The organism is Maribacter flavus, from assembly GCF_008386635.1.
GTDB classification, from domain to species: domain Bacteria; phylum Bacteroidota; class Bacteroidia; order Flavobacteriales; family Flavobacteriaceae; genus Maribacter; species Maribacter flavus.
In genome coordinates this window covers 1,126,458-1,142,423 of the sequence record NZ_VUOE01000002.1, presented here as the reverse complement: position 1 = coordinate 1,142,423, position 15,966 = coordinate 1,126,458, and the positions used below count along the sequence as shown (strand labels likewise).

General features: G+C 42.5%; 15 protein-coding genes. 6 read left to right on the top strand and 9 right to left on the bottom strand.

Annotation, left to right across the window (positions count from 1 at the left end; genetic code table 11):
• Window positions 1-47: 47 nt before the first annotated feature.
• Window positions 48-1,247 (bottom strand): hypothetical protein, encoded by a 1,200-nt coding sequence (locus F0361_RS15320; protein WP_154919884.1) that lies wholly within the window; start codon window positions 1,245-1,247, stop codon window positions 48-50.
• Window positions 1,248-1,396: 149 nt separating this feature from the next.
• Window positions 1,397-4,174: an excinuclease ABC subunit UvrA gene (gene uvrA, locus F0361_RS15315; RefSeq protein WP_154919882.1), complete on the bottom strand. Its 2,778-nt coding sequence runs from the start codon at window positions 4,172-4,174 to the stop codon at window positions 1,397-1,399.
• 243 nt (window positions 4,175-4,417) lie between these two features.
• Here uvrA and F0361_RS15310 point away from each other — a divergent pair, with 243 nt between their 5' ends.
• The 3 genes from F0361_RS15310 to F0361_RS15305 all read left to right on the top strand — a co-directional run bounded on the left by F0361_RS15310 (window position 4,418) and on the right by F0361_RS15305 (window position 6,125).
• Complete coding sequence (locus F0361_RS15310; RefSeq protein ID WP_154919880.1) at window positions 4,418-4,999, top strand: RNA polymerase sigma factor; 582 nt, start codon at window positions 4,418-4,420, stop codon at window positions 4,997-4,999.
• A 73-nt stretch (window positions 5,000-5,072) separates the two neighbouring features.
• Window positions 5,073-5,216, top strand: coding sequence for a hypothetical protein (locus F0361_RS18795; RefSeq protein ID WP_162850214.1), 144 nt, complete (start codon window positions 5,073-5,075; stop codon window positions 5,214-5,216).
• Between the two features lie 327 nt (window positions 5,217-5,543).
• Window positions 5,544-6,125 (top strand): RNA polymerase sigma factor, encoded by a 582-nt coding sequence (locus F0361_RS15305; RefSeq protein ID WP_154920308.1) that lies wholly within the window; start codon window positions 5,544-5,546, stop codon window positions 6,123-6,125.
• 227 nt (window positions 6,126-6,352) lie between these two features.
• Here F0361_RS15305 and F0361_RS15300 read toward each other — a convergent pair whose 3' ends face one another.
• Window positions 6,353-7,015, bottom strand: a complete 663-nt coding sequence (locus tag F0361_RS15300; protein WP_154919878.1) for an endonuclease III domain-containing protein — start codon at window positions 7,013-7,015, stop codon at window positions 6,353-6,355.
• A gap of 52 nt (window positions 7,016-7,067) precedes the next feature.
• On the opposite strand from F0361_RS15300, the gene bcp reads away from it, so the two are divergent.
• A complete protein-coding gene (gene bcp, locus F0361_RS15295; protein ID WP_154919876.1) occupies window positions 7,068-7,520 on the top strand; it encodes a thioredoxin-dependent thiol peroxidase in 453 nt (150 codons plus the stop codon).
• A 20-nt stretch (window positions 7,521-7,540) separates the two neighbouring features.
• On the opposite strand, the gene F0361_RS15290 is transcribed toward bcp, so the two are convergent.
• A complete protein-coding gene (locus F0361_RS15290) occupies window positions 7,541-9,019 on the bottom strand; it encodes a nucleotidyl transferase family protein (protein ID WP_138258381.1) in 1,479 nt (492 codons plus the stop codon).
• Window positions 9,020-9,184: 165 nt separating this feature from the next.
• Here F0361_RS15290 and F0361_RS15285 point away from each other — a divergent pair, with 165 nt between their 5' ends.
• On the top strand, window positions 9,185-9,961 hold the full coding sequence (locus F0361_RS15285) for an MBL fold metallo-hydrolase (RefSeq protein ID WP_154919874.1): 777 nt from the start codon (window positions 9,185-9,187) through the stop codon (window positions 9,959-9,961).
• 3 nt (window positions 9,962-9,964) lie between these two features.
• The gene (locus F0361_RS15280) at window positions 9,965-10,459 is read left to right on the top strand and encodes a hydrolase (RefSeq protein ID WP_154919872.1); all 495 of its coding nucleotides are present in this window, start codon (window positions 9,965-9,967) and stop codon (window positions 10,457-10,459) included.
• On the opposite strand, the gene F0361_RS15275 is transcribed toward F0361_RS15280, so the two are convergent.
• The 5 genes from F0361_RS15275 to F0361_RS15255 all read right to left on the bottom strand — a co-directional run bounded on the left by F0361_RS15275 (window position 10,456) and on the right by F0361_RS15255 (window position 15,730).
• Entirely contained in the window at window positions 10,456-11,115 is a 660-nt protein-coding gene (locus F0361_RS15275; RefSeq protein WP_154919870.1) for an alpha/beta hydrolase, read from the bottom strand. The two genes, F0361_RS15280 and F0361_RS15275, sit on opposite strands and share 4 nt — an antisense overlap.
• A 3-nt stretch (window positions 11,116-11,118) precedes the next feature.
• Entirely contained in the window at window positions 11,119-11,445 is a 327-nt protein-coding gene (locus F0361_RS15270) for a hypothetical protein (RefSeq protein ID WP_138258385.1), read from the bottom strand.
• Window position 11,446: 1 nt separating this feature from the next.
• The gene (locus F0361_RS15265; RefSeq protein ID WP_154919868.1) at window positions 11,447-12,706 is read right to left on the bottom strand and encodes a dihydroorotase; all 1,260 of its coding nucleotides are present in this window, start codon (window positions 12,704-12,706) and stop codon (window positions 11,447-11,449) included.
• A gap of 7 nt (window positions 12,707-12,713) precedes the next feature.
• Entirely contained in the window at window positions 12,714-14,633 is a 1,920-nt protein-coding gene (locus F0361_RS15260) for a BatA domain-containing protein (RefSeq protein ID WP_154919866.1), read from the bottom strand.
• An 89-nt stretch (window positions 14,634-14,722) separates the two neighbouring features.
• Complete coding sequence (locus F0361_RS15255) at window positions 14,723-15,730, bottom strand: glycosyltransferase family 2 protein (protein ID WP_154919864.1); 1,008 nt, start codon at window positions 15,728-15,730, stop codon at window positions 14,723-14,725.
• Window positions 15,731-15,966 lie beyond the last annotated feature (236 nt).

Sequence of the window (15,966 nt, the reverse complement as noted above, 5' to 3'; positions counted from 1 at the left end):
ATTTGCTACAGGGCTAAACAACTAACCAACCTAAAAACTATCTTTAATTATTCATAATTCCTTCGAGAAGCTGATCTTGAATTGCTACTTCTGGTAGTACCTCGGGACGGTGCTTTATTCACCGACCTTGTAGATCTGCTTACCGTGCTCCTATCGTTAGAAGGAGTTTTGGAAACGGTCCTTTTAACGGTTCTCTGGGTTACGGTTCCACGATCGCTACCACGGTTCACCGTACTTCTTTTGACAGGTGCATTATAGGTAGTGGTACTTCTTTTAACCGTAGTACTTCTTGGGGTTCTGGTTACTTCCCTAGTGGATACTACTTTTCTTTTTTCGTTACCTCTGACCGTATTGTTACTACCTCGGTTTACCGTTGTGGCACTGCTTCTGTTCACGGTAGACGACCTTCTAACGGTATTGTCATAATTTCGTCCGTTGTTTCTTGAAGCTACACTTCTACCAGATTTAAAATCATCACTTCTTCTAGCCGTATTGGTATTGGAACGGACGCTGTTATTGTTTCTATAGGTCACGCCCTTATTACCTCTGTAGGAGTTCTCCCTAACCGCCACTCTATTGTCATTTCTATAAATACTGGCCCGCTCGCGCCTTACTTGATTGTACCTGTGCTCCCTACCGATCTCTACATAAGCCCTACGGGTGTTGAATCTGTAAGGTCTGTAATAGGTGTATCTAATTGGCGTGTAGAACCTTCTGTAAGGTCTGTTGAAAACCAAGGCGAATCCTATGGCCGGTCTTACGAAAAATCCATGGAATGGTCGGTATACATAATGTCTGTTATAGATGTTTATGAATCCGGTATGGTAATCGTAAAATCCCCTGTTATCATAGAAAACGAACATCCCACCAACGCTGCGTACCCTATTGTTTCTATATCTAATATCCACGTCGCCTATTTGGGTAACCCTACCATAATAGTCGTAATAAATAGGAACGTTTTCCACTTGAATCACCGCACCGTAATCATCATACTGTGCGTAAGGGCTATAATCATATCCTGAGTTGAAGGTTATTCCATTTCTTCTTCCAGTAACATAATCCTCAATGTAGAAATCGAACTCCCCATCTGGATATACTGAAAACGTAATGCCATTTTCAACAAAAATAAATGAGTTGTTGTACCTATAAGCATTGCGCGTTGCAACCTTATCTTCTACTGTACTTTTGGCCAAGACACCTGTAGTGCCCAAAATTACCGCCGCAAAAAGGAGTACAAAATTTTTCATGATATAAGGTTTTAAATTCTAAGTGCAACTATTTGCACTCGCCTGATATAAAACAAACAGCGTGCCAAAAATTTCTCAATCCATATAAAGTATTTATAAACAGAATATTAAAAAATAATTAACTCCCCTAAATTTCTATACTAAAGGGATTATAGCTTTACCTGAAGATATTTCGCCGTAAAAGATTTGGAGTTTTTTGCCACTTCCTCAGGGGTGCCCTCTGCCAAAAGATATCCCCCGTTTTCGCCGCCACCGGGGCCTAGGTCGATTATATAATCGGCACATTTAATAAGGTCAATGTTATGCTCAATTACTACAATTGAGTGTCCTTTCTTTATCAAGGCGTTGAAGGATTTCAAGAGTTTTTGGATGTCGTGAAAATGGAGTCCGGTCGTGGGTTCGTCGAATATAAAAAGTGCCTTGTCCTTTGTAGCACCTTTTACCAAAAAGCTAGCCAATTTGATACGTTGTGCCTCACCACCGGATAGGGTAGAGGAGGATTGCCCTAAGGTTACATAGCCCAAGCCCACATCCTGTAAAGGTTTAAGTTTGGCAACAATCTTATTTTGTAACCCAATTTCAAAAAAAGCGATGGCATCGTCAATGGTCATATTGAGAACATCATCAATATTCCTATCGTTGAAGGTGACCTCCAATACGTCCTTTTTAAACCGTTTTCCGTTGCAGGTATCGCATTCCAGATGTACATCGGCCATGAACTGCATCTCTACGGTGATTTCACCTTCTCCCTTGCACTTTTCGCATCGGCCTCCATCCACATTAAAGGAAAAGTGTTTCGCTTGATAATTCCTGATCTTGCTCAGTTTTTGGCCCGCAAAAAGGTTTCGTATTTCATCATAGGCCTTTATATAGGTAACCGGATTGGAGCGGGAGGAGCGCCCGATGGGGTTCTGGTCCACGAACTCCACATGTTTAATATGCTTATATTTTCCGTTGACGGAACTGAACTGGCCTGCTTTCTCACCATAACCTCCCGTTTCCTTAAGGATTATGGGATACAACAGCTTTTTTACCAAGGTGCTCTTTCCACTGCCCGATACCCCCGTGACCACGGTAAGCATATCCAAGGGAAAGGTCACGTTCATGTTTTTAAGGTTATTGGCTCTGCACCCAATAATTTCTATATGGTTTTTGGAAGTCCTTCTTTCGATGGGGACCTTTATTTCTTTGGTACCGTTCAAATAACTGGCAGTTAGGGAGGTGGAATTTAGGATATCCTCCATGGTGCCTTGGGCTACGATGTTTCCGCCATGGGTACCGGCTTCCGGGCCAATATCGATTACCTCGTCTGCAGCTTTCATGATATCTTCGTCATGTTCCACAACGATGACCGTATTGCCCAAATTCCTTAGGGACAGCAATACTTCGATTAGGTTTTCCGTATCCTTGGGGTGAAGCCCAATACTGGGTTCATCCAAAATGTACATGGAACCTACCAGGCTACTCCCCAAGGAAGTGGCCAGATTTATCCGCTGGCTCTCCCCACCGGATAAGGTATTGGACTTTCTATTCAGGGTTAGGTAATTAAGTCCTACTTTGTCCAAGAACCCCAAACGGGTATTGATTTCCTTTAATAGCCTGTCGGCTATTTTGGCATCATGTTGAGAAAGTTCCAAATCACTAAAAAATGGTATCAATCGCTCAAGGGGCAGTCCCACCAAATCCGAAATGGACTTGCCGCCAATTTTCACATATTCCGTCTCCGGCCTTAGCCTTTTCCCATTGCAAACATTGCATTTTGTCTTGCCGCGGTAACGGGAAAGCATCACCCTGTTCTGGATTTTATAACTTTTTTCCTCCAGTGTTTCAAAGAATTTATGAAGGCCGATGAAATGCTTGTTCCCGTCCCAGACCAATTTTTGTTGTTCTTCCGATAGTTCAAACCAGGGTTTGTGAATGGGAAAATCGAATTTATAGGCACTGTTCACCAACTGGTCGCGGTACCAGCCCATGCTTTCGCCCCGCCATGGAAAAACGGCATTTTCATAAATGGAAAGTGCCGTATTGGGTATTACGAGGTCTTCATCGATACCGATAACATCGCCATACCCTTCACATTTAGGACAGGCCCCATAGGGATTGTTGAAACTGAAAAGATGTACGTTCGGTTCTAGAAATGTCATGCCGTCCAGTTCAAACTTATTGCTGAATAGGCGTTGCTTCGAATTTTCCATCTCTTCAATGATACACTGCCCTTTCCCTTCAAAAAAAGCGTTGTCCACGGCATTTGCCAATCGGTTATAAAAATCTTCATCGTCCTTGGTTATGATTCGATCTACCACTAGGTCAAATTCCTTTCCAATATCGGCAGGTGCCTGATCTATTCGAATTATCTTGCCTTGGTATTTTATTCGGGCATATCCTTGCTTGGAAAATAACTGGAGCGATTTTACAGAATTCCTGTCCTCCCTAATTTTTATGGGGGCCAAGAGCAATAATTTTGTATCGGTTTCAAAGTTCTTAACGTATTCAATAACATCGGATACGGTATTCTTCTTTACCTCATTACCTGATATGGGCGAAAAGGTTTTCCCAATTCGGGCGTAGAGCAGCTTTATGTAATCGTAAATTTCGGTAGTAGTGCCAACGGTCGATCGAGGATTCGTTGAGTTTACCTTTTGCTCAATGGCTATGGCCGGGGCAATGCCTTTTATATAATCGACTTTGGGTTTGTCCAATTTCCCAAGGAATTGCCTAGCGTAGGAGGAAAGGCTTTCTACATACCTTCGTTGCCCCTCGGCAAAAAGCGTATCAAAGGCCAAGCTCGACTTACCGGAACCCGATAAGCCTGTTATAACTACCAATTTGTTCCTGGGAATTACAACATCGACATTCTTAAGATTGTGCAATTTAGCACCCTTTATAATTATGTTTTTTTTAGGGTCAACCTGGGATAGTGTAGTCATAGCATTCAATAAAATTGCAAAGATACACTATGGAGTTTAGCTAAAAATCCAAATGCCACAAATCTCATTTCATCGAGTAGTTTTTCACATTTTTTTTGGAGTATTTATTTTTTTATATATTTGAACTTCAATTAAAAACAAGTGCCTATAGCCTAAAATTACTTTTGAAGTTAAAAATGATGTAAAAATCCGCTTGCCCCATGGGCTTTCGGACCCCCAATTTAACCCACAAAAGTAAGGCTTATGATACAGGAACTTGAAGATTCCCATTTGGTTAAGGATTACATGAACGGTAATGAAAGGGCCATTGAGGTTCTAATCAACCGTCACAACGCACGTTTGACAGGTTTCATCTATTCCAAAGTAGGGGACCGGGAACTCACCGAAGATATTTTTCAGGATACCTTTATGAAAGTCATACGCACACTCAAGCGAGGTGCTTATAATGAAGAAGGTAAATTTTTGCCTTGGGTAATGCGTATTGCCCACAATCTAATTATAGACCATTTTAGAAAAAGCAATAGAATGCCCATGTGCGATGGAACGGATTCGTTCAACATTTTTTCGTTGATGGGTGACGAAAAATTAAATGCCGAAAAGCAATTGATCAAGGAGCAGATCGATACGGATCTGTTAAGAATGATAAAGGAACTTCCCGAGGACCAACAACAAGTTTTGCATATGCGTCTATTTAAGGATATGAGTTTTAAGGAAATTTCTGAAAATACGGGTGTAAGTATCAACACGGCTCTGGGCAGGATGCGCTACGCGTTGATCAACCTTAGGAAGCTTGTAGAAGCCAATAGTATAGTTTTAACGAATTAATTGGTAACAGGTCGAGTGGATCTACTATATTGGTTCCGTTGGCGTTTTTTAGATGTAACCAAAACGGAAGAATATGGAAAAAATTTACCAGACTACAGAAAACACTTCTAAAAAAGTATCCGCGAAACCTGAAACGATCAAGTTTCTACTGGATTATTCAAAATCACTCAATATAACGGAAGCCAAAGGCATACAATTTGAAAGTAATTTGAACTAGTTGTATCTTCTACCATACTACAGGAACCCCGGGAAAGCATTTCCCGGGGTTTTGTGTTTTATCGATTAAGGTACTACTAGCGGAGGTTTACCACATCCAGGTATTTACATAGCCTTTTTTAAATGGCGTAAGTAACTATTAAAATGTGTATTTATTGTATAGAAAATAAGTTTCCATGTTTTCACATCAGAAAAAGGCGGTTTTACAACATACTTTTTCCTACAGGGTGTGATTTATCTAGTTTTATATCAGAATTGAACGACTAATTACAATTAATTAATAACCAAATCAGGATCCCCACCCTGTCACCTAATGAAAGTAACTAATATGGAATTACAGATTGAAGATTCAGAACTAGTAAGAGATTATATCAGCGGCGATGAGAAAGCATTGGAAATCCTTATCCACAGACATAATCAACGTATTACAAGCTTTATTTATTCCAAAGTATTGGATAGGGATATAACCGAGGATATTTTCCAGGATACCTTTATCAAGGTTATCAAAACCCTTAAAAAAGGAAACTACAGTGAAGAGGGCAAGTTCTTACCTTGGGTAATGAGAATTGCGCATAACCTTATTATAGACCACTTTAGGAAAAATAAAAGGATGCCAATGTTTGAGGGGAATGAGGATTTCAATATCTTTTCTGTAATAGGTGATGACAAATTGAATGCCGAAAAGCAGTTGATCAAAGATCAAATTGATACGGATTTAAGGGAACTGATCGAAGAATTACCGGATGATCAAAAAGAAGTTTTGATTATGCGTATCTACAAGGATATGAGCTTCAAGGAAATTTCCGAAAACACTGGGGTTAGTATCAATACGGCACTGGGGAGAATGCGATATGCCCTGATCAACCTTAGAAAAATAATCGAAAAACACAATATTGTTCTAACGAATTAATCCTACTCAAGAATAGCTGAACAATATTTCCATTTTAGTTGCGTTAAATTAATGTAACAACAATGGAAATATGGAAAAAATTTACTCTAATTATCAGGAAAGAACTGAGTTTAAAAAAGTTTGCCCAAAAACGATCAACTTTTTGTTGAGTTTTTCAAAGGCTTTGTACGATGTAAAGTACAAGGACTTGGAGTTCGAAACTTATTTAAACTAGAATACAGACCCGCTTAGCGGGTCTTTTTTTTATGTAAGTATTCATCGATGACGGATTTCCTTCCAATCGTTTTGGTGATGATATCCTTCTCAAGATCCCAACCTCTGGCCGGCGAGTAATCCCTGCCGTACCAAATAATCTGTAGATGTAGGTCGTTCCATAATGGCTTGGGAAACAACCTTTTGGCGTCCTTTTCCGTTTGCACGACATTTTTTCCGTTTGAAAAGCCCCATCGGTACATCAACCTATGGATGTGCGTATCTACTGGAAATGCTGGTATACCAAATGCCTGTGAAACCACCACACTGGCGGTTTTGTGACCTACGGCCGGAAGTTCTTCCAATAATTCGATTTCCTTAGGAACCCCCCCGTTGTATTTTTCAATCAAGATTTTTGACAGTCCATGTATTCCTTTGGATTTCATGGGTGACAGCCCAACGGGTTTAATGATTTCCCTAATTTCCTCCACGCTCAGTTTTACCATATCAAAAGGATTGTCCGCTTTTTCAAAGAGTAGGGGGGTAATTTGATTGACCCTAACATCCGTACTTTGGGCGGACATGAGGACCGCGATCAAAAGGGTGTACGGATCCTTATGTTCCAGAGGAACGGGAATGGTGGGATATAGTTCCTGTAATTTTGAAATAGCGAAAGATACCTTTTCTGCCTTCGTCATTTTTGTTTAATTTTATAAAAATAATATTGAACAAAATATAAGATAATTGACTATGAAAACACTAAAGGAAGGGGATAAGGTCCCTCAATTTTCAGCCAAAGATCAAGACGGCAATACTATTAATTTATCCGATTATAGCGGAAAGAAATTGATTGTTTTTTTCTATCCCAAGGCAAATACCCCGGGCTGTACTGCCGAAGCATGTAACTTAAGGGATAATTATAAAGCTCTTCAAGATGCTGGTTATGACTTGCTTGGTGTTAGTGCCGACTCCCAGAAACAACAATCTAACTTTAAGAACAAGTATGATTTTCCATTTCCGCTCTTGGCCGATGAGGACCACACGGTCCTGAATATATTTGGGGTGTGGGGTCCAAAAAAATTTATGGGACGGGAATATGACGGTATTCACAGAAAGACGTTTGTAATCAATGAGGAAGGTAAAGTGACCAAGGTTATCGACAAGGTAAAGACCAAAGACCACGCCGCCCAGTTATTGGACTAAAAAAACCCCCGTATAGGGGGTTATTTTTTTTCTATTTCCTTTTCAATTTCTTCCGGTTTCGAAAGTTCTTTTTTGTTGAATAGGTTTTTCTCCTTGATGATTTCTGCAATACCTTCTGGCAGCATTTTTTCCCATCCGTCTTCACCGTTCATGATTTTTCTCAGTACGTCCCTAGAGAAAATATCCATGATATCCGGTTCATAGTCTATAATGTCCATGACCTTACCGTTATACTTGAAGAATTTGTAAAGCTCCTTCATCCTTGGATGCACCTTTACATTGTTGCTGGTCATGACCTGGCCGGTATCCGGGTTTTTCATTGGATACAGATACACCTGTAAATCTTTAAAGAATAATTTTCCGAAGGCCTCCAAAATACCACCGCTCAAGTGGCGATAGTACTTTTCATCAAAAATATCGACAAGATTGTTGACTCCCATGGTTAGTCCGATCCTATTCTTTGTGTAATTGTTGAAATACTCTACCAGTCTGTAGTATTCCTGAAACTTGGAAATCATAACGAAATGTCCAAGAGAGCACAGTAGTTCCGCACGGTCCATAAAATCTTCCTCGTCAATTTCTCCGGATGCTTTTAGGTTGGACAACGTGATTTCAAATATTACAATACTGTTTTCTTGATCAACCTGTGGATCTCTAACAAAAATGTCATAGGACTTATGGAACATGTCCATATTTACTTTGGTAACCGGTCTAAAACTACCTCTAAGGGCTAAAATATTCTTTTTGTAAAGTACTGCGGCAGGTAAAAGGTTGTTTCCGTCCGGACCGAACATTACCGCGTCGGTCATATCGTTTCTGATCAGTTGAAGGCTCATCAATCGGTTGTCCACATCCTTGAAATTGGGCCCTGAAAAATTGATCATGTCAATTTCCAAGGTGTCCTTGTCTATATGATCATATAGATATTTCAACATTTTCTTGGGCTTGTGGTACTTGTAAAAAGCACCATAGATCAAGTTAACTCCCAAGATACCTAAGGTCTCTTGTTGCAGCCTGGCCTCGTTTTGTTTAAATCGAACGTGCAGGACTATTTCGTCGTATTCTTTCTGTTTGGGGTCCAATTGATATCGGATACCTACCCAACCATGTCCCTTATAACGTTTTGAGAAATCTATGGTGGCAACGGTATTGGCATAGGAAAAGAAAACCCTGTTGGGGTGTTTTTCCCGGCTGATTCGTTCCTCCATCAACTGCATCTCATATTTGATCATGGTTTTCAGCCTGGCCTGGGTAACATAGCGGCCGTCTTCCTCCACGCCATAAATGGCATCGCTAAAATCCTTGTCATAGGCACTCATGGCCTTGGCAATGGTACCAGAGGCCCCGCCAGACCTAAAGAAATGACGAGCTGTTTCCTGTCCGGCCCCAATCTCGGCAAACGTACCGTAGATATCGGGATTAAGATTTATTCTTAAAGTTTTGGCTTTGATCGAGGGTATATTCTCAAAAACACTTTCTCTCTTTAAAACTGAGGCCATTCCTGTAAATTGTTTCAACAAAGTTATGAAGAAAGGGCAACCTAACGGCGAAACCAATCAAAAAAATGCGGCTTCCCATTAAATTACGTAGGGGCCTATCGCTTTGCCGTAAGCTTATTCCTATTTGGGCCGCTATTTCTTAAATAAGGATTACATTTGATGTATATGGATGAAGGCCTAAAAGTTACTTTTCTAGGAACGGGAACTTCCCAAGGTGTGCCCGTCATTGGCAGTGAACACCCGGTGTGTTTAAGCGAGGATCCCAGGGACAAAAGACTTCGGGTGTCCGTCTTGCTTTCTTGGGGAGGCTATAACTATGTGATTGATTGCGGACCGGATTTTAGACAACAAATGTTGGTCAATAAGGTTAAAAAACTGGACGGGATCCTGTTTACCCATGAGCATTCAGACCACACGGCGGGCATAGATGATATTCGGCCTTATTTCTTTAGGCAAGGGGATATTCCCATATTCGCCCATAAACGGGTGGTGAAGTCCTTAAAAAGACGCTTTGATTATATTTTTCAAGATAAGGACAGGTATCCGGGGGCACCTTCCGTAGCGATCAATTTGGTGGAAAAGGATGCCGATTTTGAGATAGGGGACAGACGGGTAACTCCCATTCAGGTTATGCACAACAGGCTAAAGGTTTTTGGCTATCGCATAGGTGGTTTTACCTATTTGACCGATGTAAAATCGGTTGCCGAGGAAGAACTTGAAAAGATAGTGGGCACCAAGGTATTGGTGGTCAACGCCTTGCGCATAGAGCCGCACCATTCCCATTTTAATTTGGAAGAAGCACTGGACTTCGTTAAAAAGGTGAAACCACAGCGCACCTATTTTACCCACATAAGCCATTTGTTGGGTTTTCATGCCGAAGTTGAAAAGAGTCTTCCTAAAAATGTACATTTGGCCTATGATAATCTCACCATTTCGATATAACCCATGAAGAAGAACATATATTTATACCTGTTTATTTTTTCCGCCCTGATCTGTCTATATCTCGCGGTTAGAGGCAGTAAAATGTCCGAAGTGAATACGGCCAGGATACAAAGCTTGGAGGGCAAGGTTGAAAACCTTAAGGATTCCCTGCAACAAAGTGAATTGCGTGCTTTGGAAATGCAATATTTTTCCTTGGAGAACAATGACGATGCCCTGGCCTATTATGACCATTTGGAATTGGAAAATCCTACGCGTTATATTTCCGATAAATTACTGGAAACCAATGAATCCAAGGGTGATAATCCGCTGGTACCTTATGAGGGCATGCAAAACGATTTTAAGATCAACAAGATCAAGGTGCTGAATCACAAATGGATTTTGGCCGATTTTTCGGATGGAATGTACTGGGGCGAAATCTTGATTCGCTACGAGCTAAAGGACGATCTGGGTGTCGATTTTACCTTGATAGACCATTTATTATACACCCGAAGCAACTAGCGGTTTGCTTCCAGCCACTTTTTAAAGGCATAGAAATTTTGCGGTGCCACCCCGTGTCCCACAGGAAACTCCTCAAATACATGGGAAACTCCCAATTTGTTTAGAAGTAGCGGAGCCTTTTGCGCCCATTCAATCGGGATCACTTGGTCCACCTGTCCGTGCGAGGCATAGATTTTTAAGGAATCGAAATTATTTTTGATGTATCCTTCTTTTAGAATCCGCTCGTTGATATAGCCGCTTAGGGCGACCACTCTTTTGATTTTTTCGGGGTAGGAGAGGGCAACGGCATAGCTTAGGATGGTACCTTGACTAAATCCCAAAAGGGTTACATCCCCTTCATCCAAATGATAGGCAGTACAGGCCTCATCGATAAACGTGCGGATTTTGTCCCGGGATTCAATCGCCTGCGCATCGTCGCTCCATTTTCCCTGTTCGTTGTCAAAATGAATGGCGTACCAAGCATAGCCAAAAGGTTGCAGGGTATAGGGCGCCCTCACTGAAATGATGCAATACTCGTTGGGCAATTCGTCCGCAAAGGAATAAAGGTCTTCTTCATTGCTGCCGTAACCGTGCAACATAAACAGTACGGGGGATTTTCCCTGCTTTATGGAGGAAGGTTTTATGATGTGTTCCAAGGATAAGGGGGCCGTCGTCATGTGCTATTGAATAAAGGTGAACCATTTTTGAAAATAGGTCCCAATGATGGGGACAAGTTGCTTTTTGTTGTTCAAGGCACCCAAAAACCCATAAAACCAAAGGGCCAGATAACAAATATAAAGTCCGTAAAGTCCGTACTGATTGTACCAAACACTGGAAAAAAGCGCAAAGGCATGGAACAATAAGTGTATCCCAAAAGCCTGCCGTATATGGAACCTGGCAAATTCATGTTTGGGCTCCACGTTCATGGTAATGGCGATAAGGGCCCCAATGAGGGTCAAATAGGATATGATGGCCGTGTTTTTTCCGGCTACTGCATTTGCTGCCATACTATTCGTTTAATTGGACTTGATTGTTGGCAATGGTCCCCAGCACTTTACCCTTCAAGGTATGGCCCAGAAAAAGACTGTTCTTTGAACTACTATTTATATGTGATTCCGTAAAGGTATATTCCTTCGTTGGGTCAAAAAGCGTCAGGTTGGCCTTGGCGCCTTCCTTTAGTTGCGGGTTTTCGATTCCGAAGGTTTCCCTGCCCCGGGTTAGGATGTCAATGGTTTCCTCGATTGAAAAGAGTTGGTTCAAGGCCCCAAAACTACTTTCAAGTCCTATCGTACCGTAATCGGCATTGTCAAATTCTACCTTTTTTAGTTCTATGTTCAAGGGGGTATGGTCACAGGTCACAAAATCGATGGTGCCATTTTTAACCGCTTTTAGGAGTTCCTTGGAGTCCTTGGAAGTTCGTAACGGCGGAAGGACCTTGTAATTCGCATCAAATTCTTCCAACGTGTCGTCCGTATGGAACAGGTTGTGAACGGCCACGCTACAGGTTACCTGCAGCCCTTTTTTCTTGGCCGCTGCCACCAGTTTTACGGAATCTGCGGTACTTATGGTGGGGATGTGCAGTTTACCACCGGTATATTCCAGGATGAACAGGTCCCTGGAAACCTGAAGTTCTTCGGCCATGGCGGGTATGCCCTTTAATCCCAGTTTGGTACTTACGACTCCTTCGTTTACGATGCCCTTTCCGGCTATATGGGTGTCCAGCGGAAAGCTTATCACCATACCGTCAAAATTTTGTGCGTACTGCAGGGCGATTTTCAACAGGTTTGGGTTGGAAACGGCATGCTTGAAATCGTAGAAGCCTACGGCCCCTGCGTTCTTCATATCGTACAGTTCTGCCAAGGCTTCCCCTTTGCCGCCAACGGTGAGGTTTCCCAAGGGGTGCAGCTTGCTCAAATGCCCCTTGCCCGCGTTTTTTAGAAAGACGATATCAGAACTACTATCCGGCAGCGGAAAACTGTTGGGATTTAGCACGATGTCCGTAAATCCGCTCTTGGCGGCCGTATGTAGCCCATTTTTAATGGTTTCCCTTTCCTCATAGCCCGGTTCGCCAAAGCTAATCCCGGTATCCATCCATCCTAGGGAAACATGTAGATCAGGAATGTCTACAATTTTGGTCTTCGCCGGCGCATCGATAGAGGTGGCAATCTTTTCTATGAGGCCGTTCTTGATTAAAATATCCCTCTTCTTAAGGTGGTTTTCCTTGGTTGCCCCATTTACAATCTTTACCGATTTAAGAAGTATGTTCATCTAAGCCTTATTTTAAGAACCTCTGAAGTGCGGATTCCATTAGTACAAAAACCAGTGCTAAAATAGCAAACCATTTCCAAAATTCGTTGACGCTGTTTGATTTTTGGACATCCTCAAAAAAACGGGAAATGGAGTCAAAGACCCGGTCATTTTCAATGGTATCGATATCCAAATATCTGAGCTCACTTTCCTTGCGGTCGTAGTTGAAACTTATTTGGCCAAGGGCCTCATTACCGTTGCTAATTTGAAAGATTCCGTCCGTTTTGGGGTTTTCATCAAAGGTCAGTTGCACTTTTTTGGGCAGGGATATTTGTTGGGGAATAAACTCATAATCTTCCTTTGCAACCTTCAAAATTCGGTCCTTGGAAAGGGAAATGGGTATTTCCAAAGTCGCTTGGGTCCCTAGGGTCTGGTACAGTTGGGGCAATTTTAGGCTGTTGCGGGCCATGTTGTAAAATGTGGGAACGATGAGGGGCGAATTCTTAAAATTGGAGTTTTGCTGGTTTAAGGCCGATGCAAAGAAAAAGGTGTTTTCGTTCCCTGTCAAAAATGCGTTCCCGTTCTGGAACGTAAGGAGTTTAGGACCTTCGGAACGTATACTATAGAAACTTTCCACCTTTGGATATTGGAAATTGGTCACCTGCTTGTTGAACACGTTTTTATAGATGGGATGCTCGAACGCAATACCGGAAATGGAGGCCTTCTGGGGTAGCAGCGGGCCGTAGCTCGTATTGAGATAGGATGCGGAAAGACCGTTATAGGAGGCTATATCAATGCTCTGTGCGGGAATCACCACAAAGCTGCCCCCGTTCGCAACAAAGGTACGTAACGTACTTTGCAATCCGGCGGGAATCTGTTCCAATTCATTCAATACCAATAAATTATAGTCTTCAATGGCACTGTAATTCACTTGGCCCAAGGGCGTAGTTGTGAAATCAAATTCATCCGGGCCGTAAATTCTTCTGAGGAATTCGGGGTCGTTTTCCGAGATGGCCAGCACCCTGATTTTCTTCGGACTGTCCAAATTGAAATAAAATTCGTTGTCGTAGGAAAGTCCGGTGTCCGAAATAACGATCCTACCGGCGATGGGCGCATTTTCGGGTACGGAAAAAGTGACCGATGCGCTCCTGCCGTTCGCAAAGGGCGCAGCTGTTTTCGCAATTAGATTGTCCCCATTATAAAGGGAGACTGGGTGGCTTTCCAGGGTTTCATTGGAGGATAACAATGCGGTCAATTCAACCACCGCATTGTCCGATTCCGAAATATAGACCGAATCAATGGACACGTTCACCAAATCCTGGGGCACCTGTTTTATAAAATAGATGTCGGGGTTTTCCTCCGTATCGGGTAGGGGTCCCAAGCGTTCTTGAAAATCGGAAATAAAAACGGTCCTTTTAATAATGTCCGGGTCGTTTTGGAAGAGGGTAACGCTGCGCAACAGCACCTGGTCCAAGGACAGTTGATTGGTGCTGGGTGCCAGGTCGATGAGCTCATTTTGTATGTCCGCAATTTCCACGTCCTCGAACACCCGATCATTGGTCAACAGGGAAAACGAGCTGTTTTTTGGAACGTTCTGTATGATTTCCTGCACCATGTTCTGCAGGAGGGTACCGTTGTCCAATTTCGCCCCCATGCTAAAGGAATTGTCCAGGTAGATGACCGTTTGCTGGGGTTTTAGTGCATTTTCATTGGCACTGAAGGGCTGGGCGAACGCAAGGATCAAACTGGCAAAGATCCCCAGTCGGGCCAAGAGGATGAGCCACTTTTTGAGTACACTGCTCCTTCTGGATTCAGAAACGACCTTTTTGAGCAGTTTTACATTGGTAAACGGCGTTTTTTTGAATCTGCGGAGCTGAAAAAGATGGATAATAATTGGAATGGCTAGAAGCAAAAGGGCCCAAAGAAGTTCTGGATATTTAAACTGCATTCCTTAACGTGATTGGTCAAAGATAGGGATTTTGTTCGTAGGAGTAGACGCGGTTTTTTATTCTTCTGGTGATTATCGTAACCGAAAAATCAGCAGAAAAAGAAATAGTCCGTCATGTGCTTCAAACCCAGTTTCTTAAAGTAGCCTCTTATTTCCTCTTGGGCCATTTCATTGGCTACGGTCACGATGCTTTGTGAAGCACCGATTTTATCCAGTTCTTGAAACGGAAGTAGGGTCTTGCCATAAATTTTCTTCCCGATTTTCTTTGGGTTGTCACAGATCCATGTGAATTCGATATGCTGTTCGATCAGGGATTTGGCAATCTTTTTCCCCTTAAAACCCGCGCCCCAGACCACGAGCAGGCGTTTTGGATCATAATCCAGCTTTAAAAAATAATGGAGCTTGATGTCCAAAAAATAGTTCTGGGCGTAGTGTTCGCTGGTTCGGGAAGTGCGGTGGTCATAGTCCCTCCAATACAGCAAGGTTTTATCGCAGGGAATGATGTTGAGTCCGGCTTCATAGAACCGAAAGGTAAGGTCGTAATCCTCTGGATATCGAAATGGGTTAAAACCGTCACAGGCATCAAAATCGGTTCTATGCACCATCCAGCAGGGGGAGGGAATGACACATTCCTTATAGATTTCGCTAAAATTGCTGCCCTTTGCCGTGAGTCGGTTGAGCCATTTTTCATAGCGGTCGTAGCCATCGCTGATGCCTCGGTGCGAGAAATATGTTACCTGCCCCACGGCAACATGTCCCGGGCCATGTTCCAGCAACGAATTTGTCATAATCTGTAGTCGGTCTGGGGTCATGATATCGTCGGAATCCATCCGGGTGATGAAGGTTCCGCTGCTTTTGGCATAAGCCGTCTGCAAGGCATGGATCACACCGGCACCGGAATTTGCAAAGACCTTGATACGCGTATCCCGACAGACATATTCCTGTACGATTTGCAGACTTTCATCCGTGGAGTGGTCGTTCACGGCGATGACTTCCCAAGATGGGTAGGACTGTGCCAAAATAGAATCCAGGCATTCCCGGAGATAGGGCGCCGTGTTTTTAAAGGGAATAAGGATGCTTACCAAGTTTGCCTTCATTCCGGAAAAGTACTAAAATAAGCACTTTATAAGCAGCATTTAATGGGACGGTAACTTCTATGGCTTTGTAGACCGGAGCCATTGTTGCCATCTACAATGCCTTACGGTCCTCCTTTTCCCTATTTTGGGGCATGAATAAAGGACCTGATTTTGAAAAATCCAACTAAAACATATCCTGGAAAATAGCATAAAAAATAGAAGTTTGAGGTCCCTTTCAATGACCAAATAATATAATC

Coding starts and splice junctions, on each gene's coding strand:
- F0361_RS15320 (WP_154919884.1), bottom strand. CDS start 1,247: ATGAAAAATTTTGTACTCCTTTTTGCGGCGGTAATTTTGGGCACTACA.
- uvrA (WP_154919882.1), bottom strand. CDS start 4,174: ATGACTACACTATCCCAGGTTGACCCTAAAAAAAACATAATTATAAAG.
- F0361_RS15310 (WP_154919880.1), top strand. CDS start 4,418: ATGATACAGGAACTTGAAGATTCCCATTTGGTTAAGGATTACATGAAC.
- F0361_RS18795 (WP_162850214.1), top strand. CDS start 5,073: ATGGAAAAAATTTACCAGACTACAGAAAACACTTCTAAAAAAGTATCC.
- F0361_RS15305 (WP_154920308.1), top strand. CDS start 5,544: ATGGAATTACAGATTGAAGATTCAGAACTAGTAAGAGATTATATCAGC.
- F0361_RS15300 (WP_154919878.1), bottom strand. CDS start 7,015: ATGACGAAGGCAGAAAAGGTATCTTTCGCTATTTCAAAATTACAGGAA.
- bcp (WP_154919876.1), top strand. CDS start 7,068: ATGAAAACACTAAAGGAAGGGGATAAGGTCCCTCAATTTTCAGCCAAA.
- F0361_RS15290 (WP_138258381.1), bottom strand. CDS start 9,019: ATGGCCTCAGTTTTAAAGAGAGAAAGTGTTTTTGAGAATATACCCTCG.
- F0361_RS15285 (WP_154919874.1), top strand. CDS start 9,185: ATGGATGAAGGCCTAAAAGTTACTTTTCTAGGAACGGGAACTTCCCAA.
- F0361_RS15280 (WP_154919872.1), top strand. CDS start 9,965: ATGAAGAAGAACATATATTTATACCTGTTTATTTTTTCCGCCCTGATC.
- F0361_RS15275 (WP_154919870.1), bottom strand. CDS start 11,115: ATGACGACGGCCCCCTTATCCTTGGAACACATCATAAAACCTTCCTCC.
- F0361_RS15270 (WP_138258385.1), bottom strand. CDS start 11,445: ATGGCAGCAAATGCAGTAGCCGGAAAAAACACGGCCATCATATCCTAT.
- F0361_RS15265 (WP_154919868.1), bottom strand. CDS start 12,706: ATGAACATACTTCTTAAATCGGTAAAGATTGTAAATGGGGCAACCAAG.
- F0361_RS15260 (WP_154919866.1), bottom strand. CDS start 14,633: ATGCAGTTTAAATATCCAGAACTTCTTTGGGCCCTTTTGCTTCTAGCC.
- F0361_RS15255 (WP_154919864.1), bottom strand. CDS start 15,730: ATGAAGGCAAACTTGGTAAGCATCCTTATTCCCTTTAAAAACACGGCG.